Consider the following 20,562-nt stretch of genomic DNA (forward strand, 5'->3'; position numbering starts at 1 on the left):
ACGGTTCTGAACAATCCGGACTCAGGCGGTCGCGACCTGGGCCTCCAGGGCGGCATTGAGCGTTTTGCTGGGGCGCATCACCGCGGTCGTCTTGCCGCGGTCCGGCGCGTAGTAGCCGCCGATGTCCACCGGCTGGCCCTGCGCCTCGGCCAGTTCCGCGACGATGGTGTCTTCGTTTTCGCTCAGGGCGTCGGCCAATGCGGTGAAGTGCTTGCGCAGCTCCTCATCATCGTTCTGGGCCGCCAACTCTTGCGCCCAGTACATGGCCAGATAAAACTGGCTGCCGCGGTTGTCGAGCTCACCGGTCTTGCGCGACGGGCTCTTGTTGTTGTCCAGCAGCTTGCCGATGGCGGAATCGAGCGTCTTACCCAAAATCGCGGCCCGCTCGTTACCGGTCTTAGCGCCCATGTCCTCCAGGCTGGCGCCCAACGCAAGGAACTCGCCCAGCGAATCCCAGCGCAGGTGATTCTCCTCCACCAGCTGCTTGACGTGCTTGGGCGCCGACCCGCCCGCCCCGGTTTCATACATGCCGCCGCCGGCCATCAACGGCACGATGGACAGCATCTTGGCGCTGGTGCCCAGTTCCAGGATCGGAAACAGGTCGGTCAGGTAGTCGCGCAGGATGTTGCCAGTCGCGGCGATGGTGTCCAGCCCGCGGATCAGCCGTTCCAGCGTGTAGCGCATGGAACGAACTTGCGACATGACCTGGATGTCGAGGCCCTCGGTGTCGTGATCTTTCAGATACGTCCTGACCTTCTTGATCAGTTCGTTTTCGTGGGGCCGGTAGGGGTCCAGCCAAAACAGCACCGGCATGCCGGAATTGCGGGCGCGGGTAACGGCCAGCTTCACCCAGTCGCGGATCGGCGCGTCGCGCACGATGGGCATCCGCCAGATGTCGCCGGCTTCCACATTCTGTGACAGCAGCACTTCGCCGGTGTCGAGGTCGACGATGTTGGCGACGCCGTCGTGGGTTAGTTCGAACGTCTTGTCGTGCGACCCGTATTCCTCGGCCTGCTGCGCCATCAGCCCGACGTTGGGCACGGTGCCCATGGTCGCCGGGTCGAAAGCGCCATTGGTCTTGCAGAAGTTGATGATTTCCTGGTAGATGCGGGCGAACGTGGACTCGGGGTTGACGGCCTTGGTGTCCTTTTGCCGTCCGTCGGCGCCATACATCTTGCCGCCGGCGCGGATCATCGCCGGCATCGACGCGTCCACGATCACGTCACTGGGCGAGTGGAAGTTCGAGATTCCCTTCGCCGAATCGACCATGGCCAACTCGGGGCGGTGCTCGTGACAGGCGTGCAGGTCGCGGATGATCTCGTCGTGCTGCGATGCCGGCAGCGACTCGATCTTGTTGTAGAGATCCACCAGGCCGTTGTTGACGTTGACGCCGAGCTCGTCGAACAGCTTCTGATGCTTGGCGAACGCGTCTTTGTAGAAGACCTTGACCGCATGGCCGAACACGATGGGGTGGCTGACCTTCATCATCGTGGCCTTGACGTGCAGGGAGAACATCACGCCGGTCTTGCGCGCATCCTCCATCTGTTCCTCGTAGAACTCACGCAGAGCTCGGACGCTCATGAACATGCTGTCGATGATGTCGCCCTCGGCCAGTGACACCTTCGGCTTGAGCACGATCGTCTCGCCGCTTTTAGTGACCAGCTCCATCTTCACGTCGCGCGCGCGGTCCAGCGTCATCGACTTCTCGCCGTGATAGAAGTCGCCGTGGCGCATGGTCGCCACGTGAGTGCGCGACGCCATCGACCACTCGCCCATGCTGTGCGGGTGCTTACGTGCGTACTCCTTGACCGCCTTGGGCGCGCGGCGATCCGAATTACCTTCCCGCAGCACCGGATTCACCGCACTACCCAAGACACTGGCGTAGCGCTTTTTCAGCTCCCTTTCCCGATCGGTTTTCGGATTCTCGGGATAGTCGGGAACTTTGAAGCCCTTGCCCTGCAGCTCTTTGACCGCGGCCACCAGTTGCGGAACCGAGGCGCTGATGTTCGGCAGCTTGATGATCGTGGTGTCGGGTAGCTGCGTCAGCCGGCCGAGTTCGGCGAGGTTGTCGGGGACGCGCTGCTCTTCGGTGAGGTAGTCGGGGAACTCCGCCAAGATGCGGGCCGCCACCGAAATGTCACTGGCTTCGATCTTGATGCCCGCCGGTTCGGCAAAGGCCCGCACGATCGGCAGAAAGGCATATGTCGCCAACAGCGGCGCCTCGTCGGTCAGCGTGTAGATGATGGTCGGCTGTTCGGCGCACACGGTCTGTCTCCCGGCGTCTCAAGTCAGATTGTCAGCGGCTCGCGGTGTCACGGTGGCTGCCAGTATCCCGTACCCGGTAATCGGCGGCGGTAAAGGGGTCGGGCGTTATCAAGGGCGTTTACCGTGCTTCCGTTCCGGTGGATAGCCGTGCACCGAAGCTCCTCGGGCGCGCTGGCCGGGCGGGCAGCGTCGGCGAGTCAGGTGGCGGCGTATCGCCGGCGTGCGATAAGCTTCAGGTCGGTCATGAGTGCCAGCGTTCAAGCCCCGGCTTGCTGGCCGGCAACCCTCCAACCGCGGTGGGGTGCCCCGGGTGATGACCAGGTTGAGTAGCCACAACCGGCTACGCGGCAAGCGCGGGTCCGCCGTGACGGGCCCCCCGAGTAGACAGGGAAACCTGATGCACGCCTATTTGGGCTGGCCCATCGTGTCTCACCGTTGCTGACCGAATGGCTGCCGGTTGACGTCTTCTCCGGAGGGCGTCCCAGGCGCCTACGAGCAACCACCCCCCAGCAAGCCATTGACAGAAAGCATGCAGATGAGCGCTGACGAGAACGCCGACAACGATCCCACCGCGCATTGGTCGTTCGAAACCAAGCAAATCCACGTCGGGCAGCGGCCAGACCCGACCACCCATGCACGCGCCCTGCCGATCTACCAGACCACCTCCTTCACCTTCGACGACACCGCACACGCGGCGGCACTGTTCGGGCTGGAGGTCCCGGGAAACATCTACACCCGGATCATGAACCCGACTGCCGACGTCGTCGAGCAGCGCATCGCCGCGCTCGAGGGCGGGGTGGCCGCCCTGTTCCTGGCCTCCGGCCAAGCCGCGTCGACGTTCGCACTGCTGAACCTGGCCGGCGCCGGTGACCACATCGTCTCCAGCCCGCGGCTCTACGGCGGCACCTACAACCTGTTCCACTATTCGCTGGCCAAGGTCGGCGTCGAGGTCACCTTCATCGACGACCCCGACAACCTGGAGTCCTGGCGCTCGGCGATACGGCCCAACACCAAAGCGTTCTTCGCCGAGACGATCTCCAACCCGCAAATCGACGTGCTGGACACTCCCGGCGTAGCCGGCATCGCCCACCAGAACGGGCTGCCGCTGATCGTCGACAACACGATCGCCACCCCCTACCTGATCCAGCCGTTCGCCCAGGGCGCCGACGTCGTGGTGCATTCGGCCACCAAATACTTGGGCGGGCACGGCGCCGCGATCGCCGGGGTCATTGTCGACGGCGGCACCTTTGACTGGACCAGCGGCCGCTTCCCCGAATTCACCACCCCCGACCCCAGCTACCACGGCGTGGTTTACGCCGAGTTGGGCCCACCGGCGTTCGCGCTCAAGGCCCGGGTGCAGCTGCTGCGCGACTACGGTTCTGCGGCCTCGCCGTTCAACGCGTTCCTGGTCGCGCAGGGGCTGGAGACCTTGAGTTTGCGGATGGAGCGTCACGTCGCCAACGCCCAGCGGGTCGCCGAGTTTTTGGCCGGACACGACGACGTGGTGTCGGTCAACTATGCGGGGCTGCCGAGCTCGCCGTGGTACGAACGGGGAAAGAAGCTGGCGCCCAAGGGAACCGGCGCAGTGCTGGCCTTCGAGTTGGCCGGCGGCGCGGAGGCCGGGAAGGCGTTCGTCAATGCGCTGCAGCTGCACAGCCACGTCGCCAACATCGGGGATGTGCGGTCGCTGGTGATCCATCCGGCATCGACGACCCACTCCCAACTCAGTCCCGACGAACAGCTCTCGACCGGTGTCAGCCCAGGACTGGTGCGGTTAGCCGTCGGGGTCGAGGGCATCGACGACATCCTGGCCGACCTCGAGCTCGGCTTTGCCGCGGCTCGCAAATTCGGAGCCGCCGCCGGCGACCCGCATGCCGTGGCGGCAATCTGAGGAGGCTTGGGTGACAATCTCCGACGTGCCAACTCAAGCGCTTCCCGCTGAAGGGGAACTCGGCGTCGTCGACGTCGGTTCGCTGACACTGGAAAGCGGCGTGGTGCTCGACGGCGTCCAGATCGCTGTGCAGCGCTGGGGCGAGTTGTCGCCGGAACGCGACAACGTCGTCGTGGTGTTGCACGCGCTCACCGGTGATTCGCACATCACCGGCCCTGCCGGGCCCGGGCAGCCCACGCCGGGCTGGTGGGACGGCATCGCCGGGCCGGGTGCGCCGATCGACACCGACCGTTGGTGCGCACTGTCCACCAACGTGCTGGGCGGCTGCCGTGGCTCGACCGGGCCAAGCTCGCCGGCACCCGACGGAAAGCCCTGGGGCTCACGGTTTCCGTTGATCACGATTCGCGATCAGGTGGAGGCAGACATCGCGGCGCTGGCCGCACTGGGCATCACCAAAGTTGCCGCCGTGGTCGGCGGATCGATGGGCGGTGCGCGCGCGCTGGAATGGATTATCGGCCACCCCGACGAGGTTGCGTCCGCGTTGCTATTGGCGGTGGGTGCGCGTAGCACTGCCGACGAGATCGGCACCCAGGTCAGCCAGCTCGCAGCGATCGAGGCCGACCCGAACTGGCAGGGCGGTGACTATTACGGCACCGGCCGCTCACCCGACGTCGGACTGGCGATCGCCCGCCAATTTGCGCACCTGGCTTTCCGGGGCGAGGTCGAGTTGGACACCCGCTTCGCCAATGATCCTCAGAGCGGCGAAGATCCGGCGACGGGCGGTCGGTACTCCGTGCAGGGTTATCTGGAGTATCAGAGCAGCAAGCTGGTCGCCCGGTTCGACGCCGGAAGCTATGTGGCCTTGACCCACGCGATGGTTGGCCACGACGTCGGTCGCGGCCGCGGGGGAGTCGCCGAGGCACTGCGCAACTGTCCGGTGCCGGTGGTGATCGGGGGCATTACCTCCGACCGGCTCTTCCCGCTGCGGCTCCAGGAGGAATTGGCCGCCCTGATGCCGGGATGCACCGGGCTACAGGTCATCGACTCGATCTATGGGCACGACGGCTTTTTGGTGGAATCCGAAGCGGTCGGCGAATTGGTGCGTCAGACGCTGGATTTAGCCGCCAATGAAGGTGTGCGCCGGCGGTGACCCGCTCCCGGCAAGCCCGCTCGCTGTCGTTCGGCGCCGAAGCGGCCGCCTACGAGCGGGGCCGTCCGTCCTACCCGCCGGAGGCCATCGACTGGCTGCTGCCGGCCGAGGCCCGTGACGTGCTCGACCTCGGCGCGGGGACCGGCAAGCTGACCACTCGGCTGGTGGAACGCGGCCTGGCCGTGGTGGCGGTGGACCCGATCGCTGAGATGTTGGAGGTGCTGCGCAGCTCGTTGCCGGATACCCCCGCGCTGCTGGGGACTGCCGAAGAGATTCCGCTGGCGGACAACAGTGTTGACGCGGTGCTGGTCGCCCAGGCGTGGCATTGGTTCGACCCGGCACGCGCTATTCCGGAAGTCGCCCGGGTGCTGCGGCCCGGTGGGCGGCTGGCCCTGGTATGGAACACCCGCGACGAGCGGCTCGGCTGGGTGCGCGAGCTGGGTCGCATCATCGGACGCGACGGTGACCCGGTGCGTGACAAAGTGACGTTGTCCGAGCCCTTCACCGATGTGCAACGCCACCAGGTCGAGTGGACGAGTTACCTGACGCCGCAAGCGCTTATCGACCTGGTGGCTTCCCGCAGCTACTGCATCACCTCACCGACCGAAGTGCGTAGCAAGACACTCGATGAGGTACGCCAGTTGCTGGCCACCCATCCCGCGCTGGCAAGCGCAGGCGGTCTCGCGCTGCCGTACGTGACGGTCTGCGTACGCGCCACCCTGTCTTAACTTGCGCCGAACGTCGAGTTGTTGGGCGAATTGGCGGTTTGGAGCCCAACAAGTCGACGTTCGACGGTCTAGAAGTTCAGGCCCGAGAACATGATCCGACGGGGATCGTATTTCTGGCGTACGGCACTGAGCTGGCTTAGGTTCGGGCCGAAATAGCGCGACGGCGGCTGGTTCACCTCGATGTAGTTCACGTAGCCGCCGACCGAATACGGTTGCACCGCTTGGTGCGCCGTGGCCAGCCAGCTGGTGGCAGCCGACGGCGAACCGGATGTTTCGACGTACCACTGCACCAGCGCGGACTGCCGGCGCCACGGAAAGGCGGTAGCTCCTGGCGCCACGGTGGCCAGCGCGCCGTCGAGCGCATGCATGATCGCCAACATGCGGCCCGCGCCGCGCGGGAAGGCGTCGACGGCCGCGGCGATCCCCTGAGCGGCACCGGCGTTGATGGTCGGGAAGACGTCGGACCCGCCGACATAGCCGAGCGGCGACGGGTTGAGATTGCCCACGGCCAGATACCGCACCAGGTCCAGATAGTTGAACGTGTGGTTCTCGGTGCCGGTCGGTTGTACTCCGACGGCTGACGTGATCGCGGCGGCGACGCTGCTGCCCGTGCCGGCCGGGCAGGTCGCCAGGATGCGACAGTGCGTACCCATCGCGTCGGTGGTGCTGTCGGCCAGCGCCCAGCTGCTGCGGTCGGCCGTAGTAAGCCACTTCTGCCAGCCGAGCAGAACCTGCGCGAATGCCTGCGGCGGAAAGTTGAGGTTCACCGCGTCGACGTCGGCGGTGGGGAACGTGGCGAACGTCAGCGAGGTCGTCACGCCGAAGTTCCCGCCACCGCCGCCACGTAACGCCCAGAACAGGTCTGGGTGGTTGGCGGCAGACGCGGTAACCGCTTCCCCGCTGGGCAGCACCACCGACGCCGACGTCAACGCGTCACACATCAGCCCCGCATGGCGGGATTGCGCCCCCAGCCCGCCGCCGAGAGCATGTCCCGCGGTGCCAACCGACGGGCACGTACCCGTCGCGATCCCCCGGCCGGCGGCGGCCAGCGCCTCGTGCAGCGCATACAGACTGGTGGCCGGCGTCACGGTGACCTGGCCGGTGGCGGCGTCGTAATTGATTCCCCCGGCCAGCTGACGCAAATCGAGCACCATGGTGCCGTTGGCCGTGGAGGCGCCCACATAGGAGTGCCCGCCGCTGCGCGGAGCGACCTTGAGGTTGTGGGCGGTAGCGAATGCCATCGCCTTCTGCACATCGGCCGCCGAGGTCGGAGCGACGATAGCCGCTGGTGTCGAGCCGTTATAGTTGGTGTTGAAAACCTGCTTGGCCGTGGCGAATTGGCCACCATCGCCGGGTGTCAACACATGCCCGCCGAGGGCGTTGGCCAGACCCTCCCAGCCGGAGGCGGCCGGCTCGGCGCCGGCCCGCAGCGAGCCGACTCGACCCGAACCGAAAACTGCGCCGGCGGCTAACGCTCCGACCGCACCTCGCAGAAACGTCTGCCGCGAGATCTCACGCGCCACGGCACGACCTTTGAGGTGTCATCTCCGAATTGTCGACGACGAAACCGCGATATCCGTCGACCCGGACGACGTGTCGGATTAACTAGCCAAATTGGCTATAATGGCTGTATTGGCTAGCGTCAGGCCTCCGAATGAAAGGGCCGTACCATGACCACACTGACCTTCCGCAATCGCGACGGCAAACTGGTCGACCTGCCGACGGTCGCGGCCACCCGGTTCAAAAACCAGTTCGGAGCAGTCTTCGAGGAAGCCGCGCACTCCGGCGCCGTTGCGATCACCAAGCACAACACCCCCAAGGCGGTGTTGCTGTCGGTGGCCGAATTCGAAGCGCTGACCCGTTCGCGCGAGCCCGCCCTCGACGAGTTGAGTGAGCGTTTCGACGACCTGCTCGACCGGATGCAACGGCCGGAGAACAAGGCGGCGATGGCGGCCGCGTTCGACGCCACGCCCGCGCAGCTAGGCCGCGCTGCCGTGCAGGCTGCCCGCCCAACGCCCCCGCGCTAACCACTCGGTGGCCCGCAACGACGATGCGCCGCCGGCCCGGCTGTACGTGCTCGCCGGGGTCAACGGCGCCGGTAAGAGCAGCATCGGCGGTGCGGCCATTCGCGCCGCCGGGGCGGACTACTTCAATCCCGACGAGGTGGCGCGCGCGGTGCGGGCGGCGGACCCGAGCCTGGACCAGGCCAGCGCCAACTCACTTGCGTGGCAGCAGGGAAAACGCATGCTGGAGAAAGCGATTCGCGAGCATCTTGATTTCGCGATCGAGACCACTCTGGGTGGGAGCACCATGGCCCGGCTGATCGCCGAAGCCGCGTCGCAGGGAATCGAGGTGCGCGTGTTCTATGTCGGGCTGGCCAGCGCCGACGCGCACATCGAGCGGGTCCGACAGCGGGTGCGTGGCGGCGGCCACGACATTCCCGACGCCGACATCCGGCGCCGCTATCGGCACAGCCGACTCAACCTGGTGCATCTGCTGCCCGCGCTCACCGAATTGCGTGTCTACGACAACTCCGCGCAGGCCGACCCGGCCGCCGGCCAAGCACCGCAGCCGCAGCTTGTGCTGCACGTCAATCGGGGACGTATCATCGGTCCCGACGACCTGTCGTCCACGCCCGACTGGGCGAAGCCGATCGTCGCCGCCGCGCTCGAACTCGAGCCGCCACCAGACGCATAGTGTTCAAACCTTGACCTCATCGCGTCGTGAATGTGACTGTCGTGGCCCACTGTTCCTGGGAGCGACGTGAGTGAGGAGCAGAGCATGCCGGCATTGAACAGCTGTCGCAACAGAATCGCGCTGACGATATCCACCGGGCTGATCGCCGCTGCGGCATTGGCGGCGCCGGCGCAGGCCGACTCGATCGACGACAGTTTCCTCTCCGCGCTCAACGGCGCCGGCGTCAACTACGGAGATCCGGGCAGCGCGGCCGAGCTCGGTCAGTCCATCTGCCCCATGCTGGCTCAGCCGGGCGGAACGTTCGCGTCCGCGGCGTCGAACGTGGTGGGCAACAACGGGATGTCGCCGGGTATGGCGCAGTTGTTCACCAGCATTGCGATCTCGATGTACTGCCCGTCGATGATGGCGTCGCTGGCCGACGGCAACATGCCGAACCTGCCGCAGCTGCCGGGTATGCCGGGGATACCGGCGCTCTAGCCCGTCCCCAGCGGGTCGATCGTCGACGCGATGTAGACCATCGCCGTCGCCACCACCGCCGTGGTGGCAAAGTCAGTTCCCTTGCTGCGCACCACCAAAAGCCCGGCGCGGTCCTCGGACAGCACCAGTCGCAGCACCGCCGCCGCCCCCGCACCGATGCCGATCAGCAGCGCGCCGCGGCGCCAGAAGTTGGCGGCAGCCAGCGCGAAGGCGACGACGAAGATCAGCACGACCAGCACGATCGGCCACTGGGCGGCGAAGATCATCCGGGTCCGGTCGGACACGCTCACGGCGCAGCCTCGGCCAGTTCGACGACGTTGGTCAGCAGAAAAGCTCTCGTCAGCGGGCCGACGCCGCCGGGATTCGGCGACACGTGACCAGCGACCTCCCAGACACCCGGGTGCACGTCGCCGACCAGCCCGTCGTCGGTGCGGCTGACCCCGACGTCGACGACGGCCGCGCCCGGGCGCACCATGTCGGCCGTCAGCAGATGCGGCACGCCGACGCCGGCCACGATGATGTCGGCTTGCCGGGTCAGCGCGGCCAGGTCACGAGTTGCGGTGTGGCACAACGTCACCGTGGCATTCTCCGAGCGGCGGGTCAGCAGCAGGCCCAACGGCCGGCCGACGGTCACACCGCGACCGATGACGACCACATGCGCGCCGGCGATCGGCACGTTGTAGCGGCGGAGCAGATGCACGATGCCGCGTGGTGTACACGGCAGCGGCCCCGGCGTATTGAGCACGAGCCGGCCCAGATTGGTCGGGTGCAGCCCGTCGGCGTCCTTGTCGGGGTCGACACGCTCGAGTGCGGCGTTCTCGTCCAGGTGCTTGGGCAGCGGCAGCTGCACGATGTAGCCGGTGCATTCGGGGTTGGCGTTGAGTTCGTCGATGGTCTCGTCGAGCTTGGCCTGGCTGACATCGGCGGGCAGGTCGCGGCGGATCGAGGTGATGCCGACTTTGGCGCAGTCGGAGTGCTTGCCCCGCACATAGGCCTGCGAGCCGGGATCGTCGCCGACCAGGATGGTGCCCAGGCCGGGGGTGCGCCCGGAGGCCGTCAGTGCCGCCACCCGCTGCTTGAGGTCGACGAAGATTTCATCGCGTGTTGCTTTGCCGTCCAGTGTGTTCGCAGCCACACCTGACAGTGTTTCATGCTCGCCGTTAAGCTCCCGCTATGACTGCTGCCCCGGACGTGTTCGCTCCCGCCAAACTCGGTCCGCTGACGCTGCGCAACCGCATCATCAAAGCGGCGACGTTCGAGGCCCGCACGCCCGATGCGCTGGTGACCGACGACCTGATCGAATACCACCGGCTGCCGGCGGCCGGCGGGGTCGGCATGACGACAGTGGCCTACTGCGCGGTCTCCCCCGGCGGCCGCACCGGCGGCAACCAGATCTGGATGCGCCCGGAGGCCGTGGCCGGATTGCGCCGGCTCACCGAGACCGTGCACGCCGAGGGTGCAGCGGTCAGCGCTCAGATCGGGCATGCAGGCCCGGTGGCCGACGCCCGCTCCAACAAGGCCCGCGCGCTGGCGCCGGTGCGGTTCTTCAACCCGATCGGGATGCGCTTCGCCAAGAAGGCCACCCGCGACGACATCGACGACGTCATCGCGGCGCACGCCAACGCCGCCCGGCTGGCCGTCGACGCCGGATTCGACGCCGTCGAAATCCATTTGGGCCACAACTATTTGGCCAGTTCTTTTCTGAGTCCACTGATCAACCGGCGCGCCGACGAGTTCGGCGGCTCGTTGGAGAACCGGGCCAAGGTCGCGCGCGGACTGGTACTGGCCGTTCGCCGCGCCGTCGATCAGCAGATTGCGGTGACCGCCAAACTCAACATGGCCGACGGTGTGCGCGGTGGTATCTCGCTCGAAGAGTCGCTGACCACCGCCAAGTGGCTGCAGGACGACGGCGGGCTGGATGCGCTCGAGCTCACTGCCGGCAGCTCACTGGTCAACCCGATGTATCTATTCCGCGGCGACGCGCCGATCAAGGAATTCGCCGGCGCCTTCAAGCCGCCGCTGCGCTGGGGGATGCGGATGACCGGTCACAAGTTCCTCCGCCAATACCCTTACCGCGATGCGTATCTGCTGCGCGACGCCCGGCTGTTCCGCGCCGAGCTGTCCATGCCGCTGATTTTGCTCGGGGGCATCACCAACCGGGAAACGATGGAGTTGGCGATGGCCGAAGGGTTCGACTTCGTCGCGATGGCCCGCGCGCTGCTGGCCGAGCCCGACTTGGTCAACCGGATCCGCGACGAACACGCTGTTCATTCGGCATGTACGCACTGCAACCAATGCATGCCGACGATCTACAGCCGCACCCGTTGCGTGGTGACCGGCGCGCCCGACCGATTGCCGGTCGGGTAGGGCCAGCGCGCAGCGTCTTGCGCCGCCCGCCGCCACAACGCATACAGTCGGTTCGGTGAATCAACCGGCTACAGTTGTCTCGATGAGTCAAGCAGCACCGCCCGCGCTGACGGTTCGATACGACGGATCTGAACGTACCTTCGCGGCGGGCCATGACGTGGTCGTCGGTCGCGACCTTCGCGCCGACATGCGCATCACCCATCCGCTGATTTCGCGCGCGCATCTGTTGCTGCGGTTCGACCAAGGTCGCTGGCTGGCGATCGACAACGGTTCGTTGAACGGGACGTTCGTCAACGGACGCCGAGTCCCGGTGGTCGACATCCACGACGGCCAGACGGTCAACATCGGCAATCCGGACGGGCCGCGGCTGACTTTCGAAGTCGGACGGCACGCCGGGATGGCCGGCCGACCGCCACAGACCGCCTCGATGCGAGTCGTTCAGCCGCCGCCGCGGCCGTCGCAGCCGCAGCCGGCGCGCGGGGGCAGCGCACCGCACGCCGCGCAGTCTCCCGGCATGCGGCCCCATCCCCCCGGCCCGTCTCATCCCTCCGGTCCGCCACCGCAGCCGATGTACCAGAACAGCGGCGGTCAGCGCGCGGGTTATCCGAGCACCCCGCCGCCGCCGCGGCAGCCACCACCGCCGCCGCCCTCACCGCGCACCCAGATGGCGCCGGCCGCCAGCAAGCCCCCCGAGGTGGGGAACCTGGCGACCAAGATGTTCCAGGCGTTCCGGCCGGGAGCCGCGACGCCGGACAAGCCTGCCGGTTCGGCCACGATCGGACGCGCCAACGACAACGACATCGTCATCCAGGACGTGCTGGCGTCGCGGCACCACGCGTTCCTGGTGCCGTCGCCGCTGGGCACCGAGATCCGCGACGCGCGCAGCATCAACGGCACGTTCGTCAACGGGGTGCGGGTGGGCTCGGCGGTGCTGAGCGAGGGCGATGTGGTCACGATCGGCAACATCGACCTGGTATTCACCGACGGCAACCTGGTCCGCCGCACCGAGGCCGCGACCCGCACCGGCGGTCTGGAGGTGAACGCGGTTCACTTCAAGATCGACGGCAAGGAACTGATCGACAACATCTCGTTCACCGCTCGGCCCGGCACGCTGACCGCGATCATCGGTGGCTCCGGTGCGGGCAAGACCACGCTGTCGCGGCTCGTTGCCGGATACACCAATCCCAGCCAGGGCGCGATCACCTTCGAGGGACACGACATCCACCGCGAGTACGCGACGATGCGCAGCCGGATCGGGATGGTCCCGCAGGACGACGTCGTGCACCGCCAGCTCACCGTCAACCAAGCGCTGGGCTACGCCGCCGAGCTGCGGCTGCCCCCTGACACCAGCAAAGAGGAACGCGCCCAGGTGGTCGCGCAGGTGCTCGAGGAACTCGACCTGACCAAGCAGGCCGACACCCGGGTGGACAAGCTGTCCGGCGGCCAACGCAAACGCGCCTCGGTGGCGCTGGAACTGCTCACCCAGCCCTCACTGCTGATCCTCGACGAGCCGACGTCCGGGCTGGACCCGGCGCTGGACCGGCAAGTCATGCTCATGCTCAAGTCGCTGGCCGAGGCCGGCCGCACCGTGCTGGTGGTCACCCACTCGGTGTCCTATCTCGACGTGTGCGACCAGATCCTGCTGGTGGCGCCGGGCGGTAAGACCGCGTTTTGCGGTCCGCCCAGCCAGGTCGAGTCCGCGTTCGGTACCACGAACTGGGCAGAAATCTTCGCCAAGGTGGGCGCCGACCCCGACGAAGCCAACCGGCGCTTCATCGAGAGGAAAGGTGACAAGCTGCCGTCCCAAGCCGGCGGGCGTCAGGAGGCGCCAGGCGACTTGGGCGAGCCGGTCCACACCGACTTGTGGCGGCAGCTATCGACGATTGCCCGGCGTCAGGTTCGGCTCGTCGTTTCCGACCGCGGCTACACGGTGTTCTTGGCGGTATTGCCGTTCCTGATGGGCGCGCTGACGCTGACCGTGAAAGGGCACAAGCCAGGACTCGGTGTTGCTGACCCACAAGGCGCCGCGCCCACGCAGCCGCAGTACATTCTGGTGCTGCTGTGTATCGGCGCGGTGTTCATGGGCACCGCGTTGACGATCCGTGACCTGATCGGCGAACGCCCGATCTTCCGCCGAGAACAGGCGGTGGGGCTGTCCACCACGGCCTACCTGCTGGCGAAGGTCGTCGTGTTCTCTGTGTTCGCGACCCTCCAGGCGGGGATCGCGGTGATCATCGTCCGGCTCGGCAAGGGCGCGCCCACCGCGGATCCGCCGTTCTTCGGTAGCTCCACGTTGTCGTTGTTCTTCACCGTGGCCGCCACCTGTGTCGCCTCGGCGATGCTCGGCCTGCTGCTGTCGGCGCTCGCGAATTCCAACGAGCAGATCATGCCGCTGCTGGTGGTGTCGATCATGTCGCAGCTGGTGCTCTGCGGCGGGATGGGGATCCCGGTGACCGGCCGGTTCGGTTTGAACCAGCTGTCGTTTGTGACGCCGGCCCGCTGGGGGTTCGCCGCCGGGGCGTCGTCGGTCGACTTCCCGCACCTGGTGAAAGTGCCGCAAATTCCAACCGAAGACCGGTGGTGGCAGCACTCGAAGCACATCTTCGTGATCGACATGTTGATGCTGGCCGCGCTGTCGGTGGCCTATGGCCTCTACATCAGGTGGCACATCCGGCTCAAACGCTGAGCATCGCCGAGGTCAGCTGCCGGTGGGCGACAGGCTCGCCAGCGCGTATTCACTGATCGCAATCAGCGCGTCGGTGGCCGATCGGCGATCGCGGGCATCGATGCTGATGATCGGGATGTGCGCGGCCAGCGCCAATGCTTTGCGCACTTCGGCGACCGGATACCTTGGCGCACCGTCGAACTCGTTGACCGCAATGAGGAACGGCAGATTGCGGTGTTCGAAGAAGTCGACGGCCGCGAAGCTGTCCTGCAGGCGTCGGCAGTCGACCAGGACGATCGCGCCGATGGCACCGCGCACCAGGTCGTCCCACATGAACCAGAACCGACGCTGCCCGGGCGTGCCGAACAGGTAGAGCACCAGATCCTCGTCGAGGGTGATCCGACCGAAGTCCATGGCCACCGTGGTGGTCCGCTTGTCGGGGGTGGCCTCCAACATGTCGACTCCGGAGGACGCGTCGGTGACCATCGCCTCGGTGCGCAGCGGCATGATCTCGGACACCGCACCGACGAACGTCGTCTTGCCGGCGCCGAACCCGCCCGCGACGACGATCTTCGTCGAAGCTGTTTCCCGTCGCGGGTCCCGCCGCTCAGAGTGCTCGAAGGCCACGCAGCGTCCTTCCTATGAGTTCGCGGCGTTCATCGCGGGTCGAACGCTCGGTCAAGGTCGGGCTCACTCGAAGGTAGCCCGCGGTCACCAGATCTCCGACCAGGACGCGCGCCACGCCCAGCGGCAGATTCAGCCGGGCCGAGATTTCGGCAACGGAGGGGCTTTTGGTGCACAGCTGGACGATTCTTCCTCTCATGTCGTCGGTCGGCCATTTGTGGAACAGCGCCGACTCCAACGTCTGCACCGGCGCTTCCAGCGGAAGGTCGACGGTGGTGTCGGTCCGTCCGGCCGTCAGCGTGTAGGGGCGGACCAGGCTCGCCTCAGGTCGCGGTGGCGGCGGCTCGCGTCTGTCCATGGCGGCTCACGAGTGCTGGATGGGTTGGGCGCGTCTCGACGACTGGACGACGCCGCCCACCCGTTCCACGAGCACGGCCATCTCGTATCCGATCTGGCCGATGTCACACGACGTCGACGCCAACGTGGCCAGATGCGAGCCGTCACCGACGCGCATCAACAACAGGTAGCCGTTCTGCATCTCCACCACCGACTGCAGCACTGCCCCGCCGTCGAACAGCTGCGCGGCGCCGGTGGCCAGGCTGGCCAGCCCGGACGACACCGCGGCCAGTTGATCCGCCCGGTCGGTCGGCAGGTGCTCGCTGGCAGCCATCAGCAGTCCGTCGACGGATACCAGAATCGCGTGCGACACTCCGGGCACCTCGCGGGCGAAGTTCGATACCAGCCAATCCAGCGAGTTGCCGTACGCCTGGTTGGTCATTCGTGATCGGGTCCTTGATGTGTCTCGCGGGCGTGCGACCGTCCGGCGCGCACACCGCCGAAGTGGCTGCTGATGGAAGCGCGGATCGCGTCCGGGTTTCGCGCCGGAGCTTGATGCCGGCCGGAACCAAATCCGCCGTTCGATGCTACCGCGTCGGCTTCGTCGGCCCGATGCTGCGCGACGCCGTTGACCCGGTCCCCGCGGTCGGGGGGCGCCTCGACGGCCGCGCCGGGCACTAAACGCGCACCGGGTTCACGCACCGGCAGCCCCTGCTCGGTGTGGTCCTGGACGGGTACGTTCTCGGCCTCGGCGGCCACCGACCAGCCACGGTCCCACACCGATTTCCAGTCCAGGTCTGCGCTGCGCGCCAACTCGTGCGGATCGACGAGCCACTCGGAGAGCATCCGCTGATAGATCAGGTCCTCGGGCGCCTCCGGTGCCTGGTTGGCGCGGCCCGGCGACGCGGCGACATCCGGCGGCCAGTCGTCGTGCGGCTCCTCGACATCGGGCTCCGACATGGCCCGTGCTCGCGAGGAGAAGAACGAAGAGGTATTCGAAAACGGTTGCGGCGCAGACGGCCCGACCGGCTCCTGGCGCTCGGTCTGACGCCAGGGTTCCGGCAGTTCGCGTCGGCCCGGTCGATCGTCCTGCTCGGGCGGGCCGGGCGGCGCTCCGGTGATGCCGCTGGACCCGGGGGTGCGCCGCGGCAACAGGCCAAACGGTGAGTCGGGCGAATGCGACCCGTTGCGCTCCGCCGGTTGGGCCGCCGCGGCGAATTCGGCGGTTTCGGCGTAGTCGGGCGCCGGGACGGCGTCGTCGACAGTGCGCGGCGGCGGCACAGCAGATACCGGCTCGCCATACTGCTCGGCGTCGGCCAGCACCGATGTCGGCAGGTACAGCTCGGCGGTGGTGCCCGAACGGCGGTCGTCGCGGGAGGGGCCGCGCAGCCGCACCCGGATGCCGTGCCGGCCGGCCAGCCGGCCCACGACGAACAGACCCATGTGGCGGGCATTGTCGGGGGTGACCTCGCCCCCGGCGCGCAACCGCATGTTGGCGATGCGCCGGTCGGCGTCGGTCATGCCCAGCCCAGCGTCGACGATCTCGAGGTGGACTCCGCCGTCGTTGCGGCGTGCGGCGGTCACCCGGACCGGTGCGGTCGGCGGCGAGTAGCGCAGCGCGTTGTCGATCAGCTCCGCGAGCAGATGGATGACGTCGCCGGCGGCGACGCCGGCGATGGCGCACTCGGGCACCGTCGGGGTCTCCACCCGGCGGTAGTCCTCGACCTCGGAGGTGGCCGCGTTGATCACCGTCGCCAGCGGCACCGGCTCGCGCTGATCGCCCCGCGAGCTTTGGGCGCCGGCCAGCACCAGCAGGTTGGCTCCGTTGCGGCGCATCCGGGCGGCCAGGTGGTCCAGCCGGAAGAGACTCTCGAGACGATCGGGATTGTCCTCGTTGCGCTCCAGCCGGTCGATCAGTGAGAGCTGCTGGTCGACCAGCGAGCGGTTGCGTCGGGACATGGTCTCGAACATGTCGTTGACCAGCAGCCGTAACCGCGCCTCGTCACCGGCCAGCAGCAACGCCTGGGTATGCAGTTCGTCGACGGCGTGCGCGACCTGTCCGATCTCCTCGGTGGTGTAGACCGGCAGTGGCTCGGGGGCGCGCTCGTCGCCGGCCCGTACCCGGGCGATTTCACGTTCGAGGTCCTCGTGGGCGACCTTCAGCGCGCCGTCGCGCAACACCCGCAGCGGGGCGATCAGCGAGCGCGCCACCAGCAGCACGATCACCAGTGCGGCCACGATGGCTGCCAGCACCAGCACGGTGTCGCGGATCGCAGCGTCGCGGCGATCGTTGGCCCGATCCTCCACCGACTTGGTCACCGTGGCGGTGGTGTCTTTGATCAGCTCCGCGGCGATCGAGTCGGTGGTCTGGATCGACCGCAGCAGCGCCGGGTTGTCGACCAGCAGGCTGGACGGGTCGGACATAATCGCCATCCGGGTCACCATCTGCTGCTGCAGCTTCTTGGCGTCCGGTGACCCGACGCCGAGCACCTCGGCCATCCCGAACAGCGTCGACGGCTCGGTGCCGGCCAACGTGATCATCGAGGTGCGCAGCTCCGGCTCGGGCAGATCCCCGCCACGGGTGACCAGCAGCTGCTGCATCATCATTTGGCCGCGGGCCCCGATCGCGCGGCTCAGGCCTTGCGCACCGGCCCGGATCTTCTCGTTGTCGACGCGTACCGACCCGTCCACGGCATTCTCGGCCGTCAGCAGGATCGGTGCATACGTGGTCACCCGCTCTCGCAAGCCGATGCTGTTCGATGCCACCCGGTCCAATAACGCCTGCCCGCCGTTGAGCATGGTGTTGACGCCGGCTCGAACGTCGGGCGCGGCGTCGGTGTCGGCCAACCGCGCCTGCAGTTCGTGTTTGCGCGCCTCGTAGTTCTTCTTGGCGCCCTCGACATCGCCCCCGGTGGAGGTGGCCAGCAACGCCACGTCGAGTGCCGACATGTATTTGGTGATGGCCGGCACGACTTCGGCGCGGTCGGCGGCGCGGCGCAGATCCTTCGCGTCGGTCATGGCGCCGGCGATCCGCAATCCGCCGAACACCATCGCGAGCGCCAGCGGCACCACGACGATCGCGACGACTTTCCAACGGACCGGCCAATTGCGCAGCGACCATGTCGGCGGTCGTTGCGACGCAGCGACTTCCGCGCTTGGGGTTTCTGGATCAGCCGGCTCGACCACTTCGGCCGGGCGGGCGAACATGGGGCCCGAACCACGGCTGTGTGTTCGCGCGTCGTTCATAGGACTTCCTGCTCAATTGCACCCGCCCAGGCAGACGGGCGAGCGATATATACGCCTGGCAATCCGACGAGTATGACAGCCTGCGGCCACGGTGACCATAATTCTTACTGAACAGACAGAGTTCGCGACCCCGTGCCGGACTGCCGAAACGATAGCTGAGCAAACCGGCAAGGCCTACGCCGGCCGAAGGATCGCGACGAGGAATTCGGAGTCGTCGGTGAACGGTCGCAGATCCCAGGTGGACAACAGCAGATCGTGGGCGAACCCGGCGTCGGCGACGTGGTCGAGGAACTCCGCGAACTCGTAGTCGCGGCCGGCGCCGAAGCCGATCACCGCTCGACCGCCGGCCCTCAGGTGGGCGCGCAGCCGGCCCAGCACTTGGACGCGGGTGCTCGGGGCAAGGAAGGTCATGACATTGCCCGCCGACACGATGAGGTCGAACGGTTCGGTGATGCCGCGCGCGGGCAAGTCGAGTTCGGCGAGGTCGCCGACGAGCCAGCGTGATCCGGGATGGTCCTGCTCGGCCGCCTCGATCAGCGTGGGGTCGACGTCGACGCCGACCACCTGGTGACCGGCCGCGGCCAGATACCCGCCCAGCCGGCCCGGGCCGCAGCCGGCGTCGAGGATGCGGGCCCCGCGGGGCGCCATCGCGTCCACCAGCCGAGCCTCGCCGACCAGATCCTCGCCGGCGCGCGCCATGGCGCGGAAGCGCTCGATGTACCAGTGCGAATGGCCGGGATCGGCCGCGACCCTCTGCATCCAGATGCTCTGCTCGACCATAGGAGCAATTATCCCCGGAGCAGACGGCGCCTCCGTAGCTGGCGAGCACCCGTGTACAGGGGAGGATGGCGAGTTGTGTTCAAGATGCTGTTCTACTCGCCCCGGATTGCGCCCAATACCGGTAACGCGATCCGGACTGCGGCGGCCACCGGCTGTGAGCTGCATTTGGTCGAGCCGTTGGGCTTCGACCTGTCCGAACCCAAGTTGCGTCGCGCCGGGCTGGACTACCACGACCTGGCGTCGGTCACCGTGCACCCCTCGCTGGAGGCCGCGTGGCAGACGTTGTCGGCGGGGCGGGTCTTCGCGTTCACCGCGCATGCGACGACGCTGTTCACCGAGGTGAGCTATCAGCCCGGCGATGTGTTGATGTTCGGGCCGGAGCCCACCGGGCTGGACGCGGCCACTCTGGCCGATGCGCACATCACCGACGCGGTCCGCATCCCGATGCTGAGCGGGCGACGGTCGCTGAACCTGTCCAACGCCGCGGCGGTGGCGGTGTACGAAGCGTGGCGCCAGCAGGGGTTCAGCGGTTCTTGACCGCCGAGTGGCCACTTAATGCACGCGAATCGCCTCGAACCGTGGCATAACTGGCATTCGGCGAAGGCATTACCAGCTGTTCCAGTGGGTGACGGTCTCGGCGGGCAACCGCTTGGCGGGTTTGAAGTCGGTGCCCTTGGTGTAGGCGATCGGGAACAGCCCGCCCTGGCTGTATTTGTCGAACGGAATGCCGAGCAGGTCGGCGGCCTGCTTCTCGCCGTCGCCGAGCAGGTGCAGTGTCGTCCACGCCGAGCCCAGGCCGCGGGAGCGCAACGCCAGCATCAGGCTCCACACCGCCGGCAGCAGCGATCCCCAGAACGACGCGCTCATCCCGGCCGGCGCCCCGTCCGGGCGGCCCTCCAGGCACGGGATCAGCATTACCGGCACCTCGTGGAAGTGCTCGTTGAGATATTTGGCCGAGCTGTAGACGTGGGGTCGGCGTTCGTCGCGGCTGTCGCCGTACTCCGGCTTGGGCTGGTCGAGGTACGGAGTGGCGTTGGCGCGGTAGATATCGGCCAGCGCCTTCTTCTTGTCGGCGTCTTCGACGAACACCCACTGCCAGCCCTGCGCGTTGGAGCCGGTGGGCGCCTGCAGCGCCAACTCCAGGCATTCGTTGAGCACGTCGCGGGACACCGGCTTGTCCAAGTCGAGGCGCTTGCGCACCGATCGGGTGGTGGTGAGTACTTCGTCGAACGACAGATTCAAGGTCATGTGTGGAGGTTATCCCCCTGGGCGCGAGCGTGCGTGTCCCCGGACGACACGCCGGGTCTATAACCGGTTTTACGCACGCTCGCGCACG

The 20,562-nt window shown here is 67.2% G+C and carries 19 protein-coding genes and 1 riboswitch; of the genes, 9 read left to right on the forward strand and 10 right to left on the reverse strand.

Annotated features, from left to right (window positions below; all coding sequences use genetic code 11):
- Nucleotides 1-21: 21 nt before the first annotated feature.
- Nucleotides 22-2,265 (reverse strand): NADP-dependent isocitrate dehydrogenase, encoded by a 2,244-nt coding sequence (locus A5707_RS13740; RefSeq protein WP_065015013.1) that lies wholly within the window; start codon nt 2,263-2,265, stop codon nt 22-24.
- A 239-nt stretch (nt 2,266-2,504) separates the two neighbouring features.
- Nucleotides 2,505-2,625, forward strand: a riboswitch (SAM riboswitch).
- Between the two features lie 175 nt (nt 2,626-2,800).
- Between A5707_RS13740 and A5707_RS13745 the strand changes: the two genes are divergently transcribed.
- From A5707_RS13745 to A5707_RS13755, 3 genes are read left to right on the forward strand one after another with little or no spacing between them, the layout of a single operon-like run.
- On the forward strand, nt 2,801-4,156 hold the full coding sequence (locus A5707_RS13745; protein WP_082969452.1) for a bifunctional o-acetylhomoserine/o-acetylserine sulfhydrylase: 1,356 nt from the start codon (nt 2,801-2,803) through the stop codon (nt 4,154-4,156).
- A gap of 10 nt (nt 4,157-4,166) precedes the next feature.
- On the forward strand, nt 4,167-5,306 hold the full coding sequence (gene metX, locus A5707_RS13750; protein ID WP_065015065.1) for a homoserine O-acetyltransferase MetX: 1,140 nt from the start codon (nt 4,167-4,169) through the stop codon (nt 5,304-5,306).
- A complete protein-coding gene (locus A5707_RS13755) occupies nt 5,303-6,034 on the forward strand; it encodes a class I SAM-dependent methyltransferase (RefSeq protein WP_065015015.1) in 732 nt (243 codons plus the stop codon). Before metX ends, A5707_RS13755 begins: the two co-directional genes overlap by 4 nt.
- Nucleotides 6,035-6,102: 68 nt before the next feature.
- On the opposite strand, the gene A5707_RS13760 is transcribed toward A5707_RS13755, so the two are convergent.
- A complete protein-coding gene (locus A5707_RS13760; protein ID WP_065015016.1) occupies nt 6,103-7,557 on the reverse strand; it encodes an FAD-dependent oxidoreductase in 1,455 nt (484 codons plus the stop codon).
- Between the two features lie 147 nt (nt 7,558-7,704).
- On the opposite strand from A5707_RS13760, the gene A5707_RS13765 reads away from it, so the two are divergent.
- From A5707_RS13765 to A5707_RS13775, 3 genes are all read left to right on the forward strand, one after another.
- Entirely contained in the window at nt 7,705-8,061 is a 357-nt protein-coding gene (locus A5707_RS13765) for a type II toxin-antitoxin system prevent-host-death family antitoxin (protein WP_065015017.1), read from the forward strand.
- 7 nt (nt 8,062-8,068) lie between these two features.
- The gene (locus A5707_RS13770; RefSeq protein ID WP_232000721.1) at nt 8,069-8,731 is read left to right on the forward strand and encodes an AAA family ATPase; all 663 of its coding nucleotides are present in this window, start codon (nt 8,069-8,071) and stop codon (nt 8,729-8,731) included.
- An 84-nt stretch (nt 8,732-8,815) separates the two neighbouring features.
- Nucleotides 8,816-9,208 carry a DUF732 domain-containing protein gene (locus A5707_RS13775; RefSeq protein ID WP_156657905.1) on the forward strand — a complete coding sequence of 131 codons (393 nt, stop codon included), beginning with the start codon at nt 8,816-8,818 and terminating at the stop codon, nt 9,206-9,208.
- Here the strand turns inward: A5707_RS13775 and A5707_RS13780 are convergent.
- Entirely contained in the window at nt 9,205-9,498 is a 294-nt protein-coding gene (locus tag A5707_RS13780; RefSeq protein WP_419866426.1) for a DUF3017 domain-containing protein, read from the reverse strand. The two genes, A5707_RS13775 and A5707_RS13780, sit on opposite strands and share 4 nt — an antisense overlap.
- Nucleotides 9,495-10,343: a bifunctional methylenetetrahydrofolate dehydrogenase/methenyltetrahydrofolate cyclohydrolase gene (locus A5707_RS13785; RefSeq protein ID WP_065015018.1), complete on the reverse strand. Its 849-nt coding sequence runs from the start codon at nt 10,341-10,343 to the stop codon at nt 9,495-9,497. The genes A5707_RS13780 and A5707_RS13785 overlap by 4 nt, the downstream gene beginning before the upstream one ends.
- Nucleotides 10,344-10,381: 38 nt before the next feature.
- On the opposite strand from A5707_RS13785, the gene A5707_RS13790 reads away from it, so the two are divergent.
- Nucleotides 10,382-11,575: an NADH:flavin oxidoreductase gene (locus tag A5707_RS13790; RefSeq protein WP_065015019.1), complete on the forward strand. Its 1,194-nt coding sequence runs from the start codon at nt 10,382-10,384 to the stop codon at nt 11,573-11,575.
- An 82-nt stretch (nt 11,576-11,657) separates the two neighbouring features.
- Nucleotides 11,658-14,261: an ATP-binding cassette domain-containing protein gene (locus A5707_RS13795; protein ID WP_065015020.1), complete on the forward strand. Its 2,604-nt coding sequence runs from the start codon at nt 11,658-11,660 to the stop codon at nt 14,259-14,261.
- A gap of 12 nt (nt 14,262-14,273) precedes the next feature.
- Here the strand turns inward: A5707_RS13795 and A5707_RS13800 are convergent, their stop codons facing one another.
- From A5707_RS13800 to A5707_RS13820, 5 genes are all read right to left on the reverse strand, one after another.
- Entirely contained in the window at nt 14,274-14,867 is a 594-nt protein-coding gene (locus A5707_RS13800; RefSeq protein ID WP_065015021.1) for a GTP-binding protein, read from the reverse strand.
- Nucleotides 14,848-15,222, reverse strand: coding sequence for a DUF742 domain-containing protein (locus A5707_RS13805; protein ID WP_065015022.1), 375 nt, complete (start codon nt 15,220-15,222; stop codon nt 14,848-14,850). Before A5707_RS13805 ends, A5707_RS13800 begins: the two co-directional genes overlap by 20 nt.
- Before the next feature lie 6 nt (nt 15,223-15,228).
- A complete protein-coding gene (locus A5707_RS13810) occupies nt 15,229-15,642 on the reverse strand; it encodes a roadblock/LC7 domain-containing protein (protein ID WP_065015023.1) in 414 nt (137 codons plus the stop codon).
- The gene (locus tag A5707_RS13815) at nt 15,639-18,407 is read right to left on the reverse strand and encodes a sensor histidine kinase (protein ID WP_065015024.1); all 2,769 of its coding nucleotides are present in this window, start codon (nt 18,405-18,407) and stop codon (nt 15,639-15,641) included. Before A5707_RS13815 ends, A5707_RS13810 begins: the two co-directional genes overlap by 4 nt.
- Nucleotides 18,408-18,620: 213 nt before the next feature.
- Nucleotides 18,621-19,226, reverse strand: a complete 606-nt coding sequence (locus A5707_RS13820) for a class I SAM-dependent methyltransferase (RefSeq protein ID WP_065015025.1) — start codon at nt 19,224-19,226, stop codon at nt 18,621-18,623.
- Nucleotides 19,227-19,301: 75 nt separating this feature from the next.
- Between A5707_RS13820 and A5707_RS13825 the strand changes: the two genes are divergently transcribed.
- Nucleotides 19,302-19,763 (forward strand): tRNA (cytidine(34)-2'-O)-methyltransferase, encoded by a 462-nt coding sequence (locus A5707_RS13825; protein WP_065015026.1) that lies wholly within the window; start codon nt 19,302-19,304, stop codon nt 19,761-19,763.
- Between the two features lie 69 nt (nt 19,764-19,832).
- On the opposite strand, the gene A5707_RS13830 is transcribed toward A5707_RS13825, so the two are convergent.
- Entirely contained in the window at nt 19,833-20,474 is a 642-nt protein-coding gene (locus A5707_RS13830) for a nitroreductase family protein (protein WP_065015027.1), read from the reverse strand.
- Nucleotides 20,475-20,562: the final 88 nt, after the last annotated feature.

The organism is Mycobacterium kyorinense, assembly GCF_001672775.1.
Lineage (GTDB): Bacteria > Actinomycetota > Actinomycetes > Mycobacteriales > Mycobacteriaceae > Mycobacterium > Mycobacterium kyorinense_A.